This window comes from Thermogemmatispora sp. (assembly GCF_019683635.1).
Taxonomy (GTDB): Bacteria; Chloroflexota; Ktedonobacteria; order Ktedonobacterales; family Ktedonobacteraceae; genus Thermogemmatispora.
The window spans coordinates 1-8,260 of sequence record NZ_JADGIA010000217.1 but is presented as its reverse complement, the minus strand read 5'-3'; the positions used below and the strand labels follow the sequence as shown (position 1 = coordinate 8,260).

Annotated in this window: 6 protein-coding genes; 5 read left to right on the top strand and 1 reads right to left on the bottom strand. The window is 59.8% G+C overall.

From position 1 onward, the window contains the following. Positions 1-617: 617 nt before the first annotated feature. Entirely contained in the window at positions 618-1,832 is a 1,215-nt protein-coding gene (locus tag IRZ31_RS18235; RefSeq protein ID WP_297156276.1) for a 6-phosphofructokinase, read from the bottom strand. A gap of 300 nt (positions 1,833-2,132) precedes the next feature. Here IRZ31_RS18235 and IRZ31_RS18230 point away from each other — a divergent pair, with 300 nt between their 5' ends. From IRZ31_RS18230 to obgE, 5 genes are all read left to right on the top strand, one after another. Then, positions 2,133-2,765 carry a DsbA family protein gene (locus IRZ31_RS18230; RefSeq protein ID WP_297156274.1) on the top strand — a complete coding sequence of 211 codons (633 nt, stop codon included), beginning with the start codon at positions 2,133-2,135 and terminating at the stop codon, positions 2,763-2,765. 259 nt (positions 2,766-3,024) lie between these two features. Then, positions 3,025-4,716: a family 20 glycosylhydrolase gene (locus tag IRZ31_RS18225; protein WP_297156272.1), complete on the top strand. Its 1,692-nt coding sequence runs from the start codon at positions 3,025-3,027 to the stop codon at positions 4,714-4,716. A gap of 291 nt (positions 4,717-5,007) precedes the next feature. Beyond that, the gene (locus IRZ31_RS18220; protein ID WP_297156270.1) at positions 5,008-6,384 is read left to right on the top strand and encodes an NAD(P)/FAD-dependent oxidoreductase; all 1,377 of its coding nucleotides are present in this window, start codon (positions 5,008-5,010) and stop codon (positions 6,382-6,384) included. A 301-nt stretch (positions 6,385-6,685) separates the two neighbouring features. Then, complete coding sequence (locus IRZ31_RS18215; RefSeq protein WP_297156268.1) at positions 6,686-7,288, top strand: DNA starvation/stationary phase protection protein; 603 nt, start codon at positions 6,686-6,688, stop codon at positions 7,286-7,288. Between the two features lie 280 nt (positions 7,289-7,568). Continuing rightward, positions 7,569-8,260, top strand: a 692-nt coding sequence (obgE, locus tag IRZ31_RS18210) for a GTPase ObgE (protein ID WP_297156266.1), incomplete at its 3' end; no start/stop codon positions are given.

The window sequence follows — 8,260 nt, the reverse complement described above, 5'->3', positions numbered from 1 at the left end:
CTCTAGGCCGGCTCTGAAAGACCATACCGGGCCTGTAGAATGCCGCTGGCCCCCCCCTTCCCTATCCCTCTGCTGCTAACATCTATAGTCGATAGCTAACCCCTGTAATTAAATAGCAAAAAATGCAGCCATAATCAATGCGCCCTCCTCTCTCCAGGACGCCCTGGGCCTGCACAGCGGGTAGGGTAGCCTGTATCAGCCGGCTGTTTACAGACTGGGCCTCGACCCTAGTCGTCTAGCGCAAAAACGGGGGAGCGCCTGTCACCATGTCGGCAGGTGAGGAAAGAGAAGACTGGGAACAGCCCTTACCATCATACCAGACATCAAAGCAAGCTACTGGCTCGGGGGGGGGTGGTCTCCCTATGCCCACCGTTAGCCTGTCAGTGAAGTGATCTGGGGCGGAACGAGACTGGCGGATCGCGCGAAGAGGGATCGGCGAAGCCGCCTCTTTGCTGTTGTCTGCGGCAACGCCGACGCTGTGCGCCTGCCTGAACCTCACCGATCCCCTACTTTATGACTGACACGAAAGCACCCTGCCACTCCCTGGTGATTGGGTCATGGCTGCCACGCAGTGTGTGCCGGGGCTGGACCCGACCAGGGTGAAGGTGCTGCTGGCCTCACAGCGGCATATACGGACCACTGATGCGCTCAAAGCGTGGGCGATAACGAGTTGGGTGGTAGTCGTCCGGATTGACGCGCCGTGGCGGCTTGTCTTTTCCGGGCAGGTCGGTATAGATGATTTTGCCCTCGCGGTAGCCAGCCATTGCCCCGTGAATGCCCTGCTCTACCAGGCTCATTGCCATGTTGGCAAAATAGATAGCCATGTGGCGATCGTAGACATCTGGCTCGCCGCTGCGCAGGATATAGGTCAGATCGATCGGCAGGAAGCGCACGCCGGGCAGGCGCTTGCTCAGCTGCTCAGCCAGGAACTCGGCCACGTTGGCCTTCTTGCGATGGCCATAGGCGTCCTCCGGGCCGACCTCCGGCACCGGCATACCCAGATTCGCCCCCTCTGAAAGGACCACGATCGAATAGTGGTTGGGATTATTGCGCCGGTCGCTGGCAACCAACTCGGCCAGCTGATCGATATTGGCCGGCACCTCGGGGATCAGCAGGCGGTCGGCCCAGGTCACGATGGCCGTCTCCAGAGCGGTAAAACCGGCATCGCGCCCGAAGAGGCGGAAGAGCGCCGTCTCGCTGTGGGAGCCGAGGGTCGAGCGCAGGCGCCCGATGAACTCGCTGGCGCGGTTGATAGCCGTCTGGAAGCCAATGCAGTAATCAGTGCCAGGAACGTCGTTGTCCATCGTCTTCGGGATGCCCCAAACCGGGACTCCCTTTGCCCCAAGCACAGCCCCGTAGCTCAGCGTGTCATCGCCGCCGATGACAACCAGGCCGTCCAGGCCTAGAAACTCGATATTGGCCAGAACCTCATCGGTCAGATCCAGGTACTCCTGCGCGTCGCGTCCCTCGCCGCGATGCTTGAGATGCTCGGGCAGCTCGCTCACGCGCACGCGCGCAGGGTTAGTGCGCGTCGAGAGCAAGATCGTCCCGCCCTGGCGATCGATCGTGCGCGTATTCTGCCGGTTGAGCGGCAGCAGGTAGTGATCGTCCCAGGTCTGCGGATCGTCGGCGCGAAAGATCTGCTCCTCGCGCGCTCGATTGCGGTTGAGGAAAGTGATGCCCCTCCACCCGTAGCGGAGACCGATGACGCTGATCCCCAGCGTCTCCGCCCGGTAGACCAATGCTTTGATGGCGGCGTTCAGCCCCGGTACATCGCCCCCGCCGGTCAGGACGCCGAGCGTGCGAACGGGGCTTTTGATCTGTCCTGGCATGATTTCCTGTCCCTCCTGAGTTCCTAGGGATGCTAGGGATGTTTGCCTTTGCCAGTATCTCATAAACAGCGGTTCTGGTAAATAGGTGACTGACCATTGGTGAACAGGAGAGTGGGACAAATGAGAACCAGGGGCCCTGGTCCCCTCTCTGGCAGCCGCTGGGGGTACGTTGTACTTGGCTTGCACTTGCCTTGACAGGTCTGTGCTCCAGATTGTATGGTGATAGCAGTCACTTCGTTCACTGGTGCCTCCTGCAACACCACTGTTTGATCCATCGACTAGAGGAGTCTGTATCACCCTATGACTCAGCAAGAATCTGCCACTCCCATTAAGGTGAACTTCCATTTTGATCCGCTGTGCCCTCTGGCCTGGCGCACCGCGCTCTGGATGCGCGAAGTGCGCAAGGTTCGTCCAGTAGCTGTGACCTGGCGCTTCTTCAGCCTGGAACTGGTCAATCGCAAGGAGGGGGCGCAGCCGAACTATGAAGATCACGGTTGGACCGGCCTGCGCACGCTGGCACTGGTGCGGCGTCGCGAAGGCAATGAAGGAGTGGAACGCTATTACTTGGCGCTGGGTGCCGCCCACCATGGTCGCCGTGAGAGCATCGCCGATACGGCTGGCGTGCGCGCTGCTCTGCAGCGGGCCGGCTTGAATGCGGGCCTGGTCGATGAGGCGCTGGCTGACGAGTCAACGATCCGCGAAGTACAGGCCGATCATCAGGAAGCGGTTGAGCGCTACCACGCCTTTGGGGTGCCTACCATTGCTCTGGAAGGCTCGCACGTGGGATTCTATGGTCCTGTCATTATCGAGGTCCCGCGTGGCGCCGAGGCCGGCGAGTACTGGGATCATTTCTACTGGGCCTTGCGCCAGCCGAATCTCTATGAGCTGAAGCGCGAGCGCGTCGGTGTCAAGCTAGAGCCGATCGCTGAGTAGGTTGATCAGCTCTCAGCGCAGTGTTGATGCTGGTCCGAAAGGAAAAGACCCCCTGCCTTGGTCGCTATGCGCAGGAAACTCTCCTTTCGGGCCAGCCCTTCCCACTCTGCTCCTCTTCTGACTCTCTCCCTCAGCTATCACCAGGAAAAGGCATAATATGGTACGATTCTGCTAATCAGCTCGCCGTACTAGTAAAAGCGGACGCCAGGTACTACAATGGAACACGAACGATCCTGGTGACTGCACGGAGAGCTTACTCGTGATTTTTCCACAGTTAGCCTTCTTTAAGAAAGGATGGCCTCCAGTCCGCTGGCGCCTGAACTGGCGCCTGGTTGGTGCCTTGTTGCTGGCCTTGCTGGGTCTCTTCCTGGTAGGGGCCCGCCTGGCAATTTTCCTGGCCTCCTTGCCGACCACTACCAATACTCCTCCTCTGGTGATCCCAAGCTTGCGCGAGTGGCATGGGGGGGTAGGGACCTTTACCTTGACCGCCGATGCGCGTATCGTGCTTGATCCTTCGTCGGCGACCCGCCTGCGGGCAACAGCGACGGTCTTTCAGCAGGATTTGCAGACCGTTGCCGGTCTGCGTTTGCCCATCATTACCCAGGAAACTCCCAGCAGCGGTGATCTCTTACTTACATTGAAGAACAATGATTCAGGAATCGGCAGCGAGGGCTATGTGCTGTTGATTGCCGATAGCCTGACCATCAGTGCCCACAGTGAGATGGGGGTCTTCTATGGCACGCGCACGGTGCTCCAGATGCTCATGCAGGACCCCTTGAAGAGTCATCTGGCGCACGGCATAGCCCGCGATTATCCCCGCTACGCCGTGCGCGGTTTCATGCTGGACGTGGGCCGGCGCTACTTTACTCCTGCTCTGCTGGAGGACTACGTGCGGCTCCTCTCCTGGTTTAAGATGAACGAATTCCAGCTTCACCTCAACGACAACGCCCCGGGGGCTGGTGAGCGCACTGACTGGCGACGACAATATGCGGCCTTCCGACTCCAGAGCGCACGTTTTCCCGGTCTGGCAGCGCGCGATGGGGCCTATAGTCGGGCAGATATGGCCTCCTTGCAGGCGTTGGCCCAGACGCATGCCGTAACCATTCTTCCCGAAATTGATACCCCAGCCCACGATCTGGCCCTGACCCAATATCGCCCCGACCTGGCCAGTCCGCGTGCTTCTAAAGAATTCCTCAACCTCGCCAATCCTGCCACTATGGGCTTCGTCGAAAATCTCTGGAGCGAGTTCCTCCCCTGGTTCTCCAGCAGTCAGGTGCATATAGGGGCTGATGAGTATGCCCTCAATGACGCCGATCGCTACCGCACTTTCGTCAATCGCCTGGCGGCCTTCCTCAGCAGCAAGGGCAAGACGGTGCGCATGTGGGGCAGCCTCTCGCTCATGAAGAGCCACGTAGCGATTTCACGCAATATTGTGCTGGACATCTGGAACAATCGCTGGGCCAATCCAGTGCAGATGGTGCGCGAGGGTTTTCAGGTCATCAACATGAATGACAATCTGCTCTACATCGTGCCGCGCGCTGGCTACTATCACGACTACCTGGACACCAAAACGCTCTACACGCGCTGGCAGCCCTTCATCTTTGATCTGTCCAACCCGCGTTTGAACCTGGCGCCGAACGATCCGCATCTGCTGGGGGCCATGTTTGCTCTGTGGAATGACAAGCTCAACGTTGTCAGCGATGCCCAAATTGACGACCGGATCGAGCCGGCGGTGCGTGTGCTGAGCCAGAAGCTTTGGAGCGGCGTGACGCCGCTCTCCTATGGTCAATTCGAGCAGCTGGCGCTCCAGCTCAGCACCGTCCCGGGGGCACATCTGCCAGAGCTGCCCCAGCCTTTTGAATTCACTCCACATCAGCAGGATGAGGGACGCCGCTCCCTCCGTTGGCCAGAGCCGCTGGCGCTGGTTACCCTCTGGAGGCGCCGCCTCTAGGCGTTGCTCAGGGCCTCACATGGCTCAGGTGGAGAGCCGAATCAGCGTGCCCGGCGGGTCGAGCGCGCCTCTGGTACACTTGCTGCTTATCAGTAGCTCCTGGAATGCAGATAGGAGGGCGCCGTGTTTTCTTCTTTAGAGAGGCAACGAGGCACTCTACTGATGATGGTCAGCTATTGAATAGCAGGGTAATCATGTCTGCCCTGCATGGATGCCAGACAGTGTCAGAGAACGACGATGGCAAGCTCCATCGTCGTTTTATTCTCCTATGGGAGAAAAGGGAAAACTGTCATGTCGAAGCGCACAAACAGTCCTATCTCGCCGGCACACCCTTCTGCCCTGGCAGAGGACAACCGGCGCGGTTCTCATACAAAGCAGACACCTCTCCCGCACGTTGTCATTATCGGTGGAGGCTTTGGCGGACTGCAGGCGGCGCGGGCTTTGGGAAAGGCTCCTGTTAGAGTCACCGTCATTGATCGCACGAATCATCATCTCTTTCAGCCTTTGCTCTATCAGGTAGCCACAGCAGCTCTCTCGCCTGCCGATATCAGCGCTCCAATCCGGCATGTGCTCAGGCGCAACAAAAATACGCGCGTGTTGCTGGCCGAGGTTACTGGCGTTGACACGGAAGGCAAGCGGGTGCTCCTGGATGAGCATGGAGAACGAAGCGTTGCCTACGATTACCTCGTCATTGCCACTGGGGCCGGTCAGAATTACTTTGGTCATCCTGAGTGGGCCCGCTACGCGCCGGGCCTGAAGACGCTAGAGGATGCCACGCGTCTGCGCCGGCAGATTCTGCTCGCCTTTGAAGCCGCTGAGATGGAGAGCGACCCCGATCGGCAGCGCGCCCTGCTGACCTTTGTGCTCGTAGGGGCCGGTCCCACCGGCGTTGAAATGGCGGGAGCTATTGCCGAGCTGGCCCATAAAGCGCTGGCTGCCGACTTTCGCAACATCAATCCCCACTCGGCGCGCATCATCCTGGTCGAGGCGGCTCCGCGTATCCTGCTCTCCTTCCCGCCTGAACTGGCGGAGAAGGCGCGCCGCGCTCTCAACCGTTTGGGCGTCGAAGTGCGTACCTCCACGCCGGTGGAGGCCGTCGATGAGAACGGCGTTGTGATCGCGGGGGAGTATCTGCCGGCAAAGACCGTCATCTGGACTGCCGGGGTGAAGGCCTCACCAGCAGGACGCTGGCTTGGGGCCGACGTTGATCGGGCCGGGCGCGTCAAGGTTAATCCCGATCTCAGCGTACCGGGCCACCCCGAGATCTTTGTCATCGGCGATACGGCCTCTGTTGAAGAGAAGGGGCAACCTCTGCCCGGTCTCGCGCCTGTTGCCATGCAAGAGGGCCGCTATGTAGCGCGGGCCATTCTCCAGCGCCTGGCCGGTCAAGAGCCAGCGCCGTTCCACTACGTCAACAAGGGGAACCTGGCCACCGTGGGGCGGGCCTGGGGCCTGCTACAGATCGGCAGATTACGCCTGGCAGGCTTCCTGGGCTGGATATTATGGCTGACCGTCCACATTTTCTACCTGATTGGCTTCCGCAATCGGGTCCTGGTCCTCTTCCAATGGGCCTGGGCTTACCTCACCTTCCAGCGTGGAGCTCGCCTGATCCTCTATCCTGAGCGAGCTGGCAGTGGCGAGGCGGTACCGCTGGCGGCCCTCGATTGAGGAAGAAGAGCCACGCGCTCCTGGCAGCTCAGCGCACAGAAGTGCCGGATTGGGGGCGCCCGCCAGCAGGGGGAGAGTTGCTGCAGCATAGGCGAACCGACAGCCAGAGCAGGCTAGCGCTCTGGCTCTCGCTGTACCCGCTCCCCTGACGGCGGGCGTCTTGCCTTGAGAGGAAGCTTGCTGCTCGCAGCAAACAGCTGAAACCCCGTGGGCTGCTGGCGCGTATCCTCTCTGGAGAGTAATTACTGGCTTCGCGAATGAATACCTGAGCTTGAGGATCAGGAAAGGAAAGAGTGGACATATGACGACGCGTACGCATAGTGGTGGCAAGACAACGTTTGAGGGTCAGCCGCGCCTGAAGCAGCGCATGTACGAGATTCAAACGCCCCAACAGGTGCGTCAGCTCCCGATTGAGCTGTCTGAGGAGGCGCGCAAGCAGAGCATCGAGATGCTCAACCAGGTACTGGCTGACTCGATCACGCTCTATCATCTGTACAAGAAACATCACTGGCAGGTAGCCGGCCCTACTTTCTATCAGCTTCATCTGCTCTTCGATAAGCATGCCGAGGAGATCCTGCAAACAGTCGATCTGATCGGGGAGCGTATCCAGATGCTGGGAGGAGTAGCTCTCGGCATGCCTTTTGATGTGGTTGAGCGCACCCGGATCGAACGACCACCCAGCGGCGCTGAAAGTGTCCCCTCGATGCTGGCCCGCCTGCTGGAAGCTCATCGCACGGTGATTAAGGGCTTGCGCCAGGGGATCGAGCTGACGGAGCAATCCAAAGACTATGGCACCAATGACATGCTGATGTCCGATATCCTGCGCATGCATGAAATGCATGTCTGGTTTATCTCACAGCACCTGGTTGATACTCCACTGGTAGGCGAGGACGGTATGGCCTGACTCTGAAGCGGTGGGAGGTAGCTCCCAACACCGCGGATGTACGGCGATAGATACGGGAGGCGCCAGATCCGAAGTCATCTCGGGTCTGGCGCTGACTTTTTCCTGGACGGGCATAACGAGTCAGATCGACTGTACCCTGTCCTGGCTTGTTCTGCCTCGGCCCGCTGGACGACTGGCCCCCCTTTCCCCTGAACGCGCTTTGTGCTATAGTATAACACTGCGTTATAACCCAAGGCTAAGGCAAGCAAGCTATTGCCTGTACTGTGGCAGGATTACATCTATGTTCTACGATCAAGTGAAGATCTTCGTCAAAGCCGGGGATGGAGGCAGCGGAGCAATCCATTTTCGCCGTGAGAAGTATGTGCCGCGCGGAGGGCCAGATGGGGGTGATGGGGGGCGAGGAGGTAGCGTCTATCTACGGGCCAGTGCGGCGGTCAATACCTTAATTGAATATCGTTATCATCAGCATTTCAAGGCTGGCAACGGGCAGCCTGGCCGGCGGCAACGTATGCACGGTGCCAGCGGTGAAGATATCGAGCTGATTGTGCCCTGTGGCACGCTGGTCAGGGATGCCGAGACCAGGGAGCTACTGGCCGACCTGGTAGAGGATGGGCAGCGGGTGGTGGTGGCGCGTGGCGGGCGTGGTGGCCTGGGCAACGTTCATTTTGCCACCCCAACTAATCAGGCGCCGCGCGAGGCCCAGAACGGCGAGCCGGGTGAAGAGCGTTGGCTTGTGCTGGAGCTGCGGCTGATCGCCGATGTAGGGCTGGTTGGCTACCCAAATGCGGGCAAGTCGACCCTGCTTTCAGTTGTGACGGCGGCCCGGCCCAAAATCGCCGACTATCCCTTTACCACCCTGACGCCGAATCTGGGCGTAGTCCAGCTGGGTCAAGCTGGCAGCGCCGACCTGTTGAGCTTTGTGCTGGCCGATATCCCGGGGCTGATTGAGGGAGCGGCCCAGGGGGCGGGCCT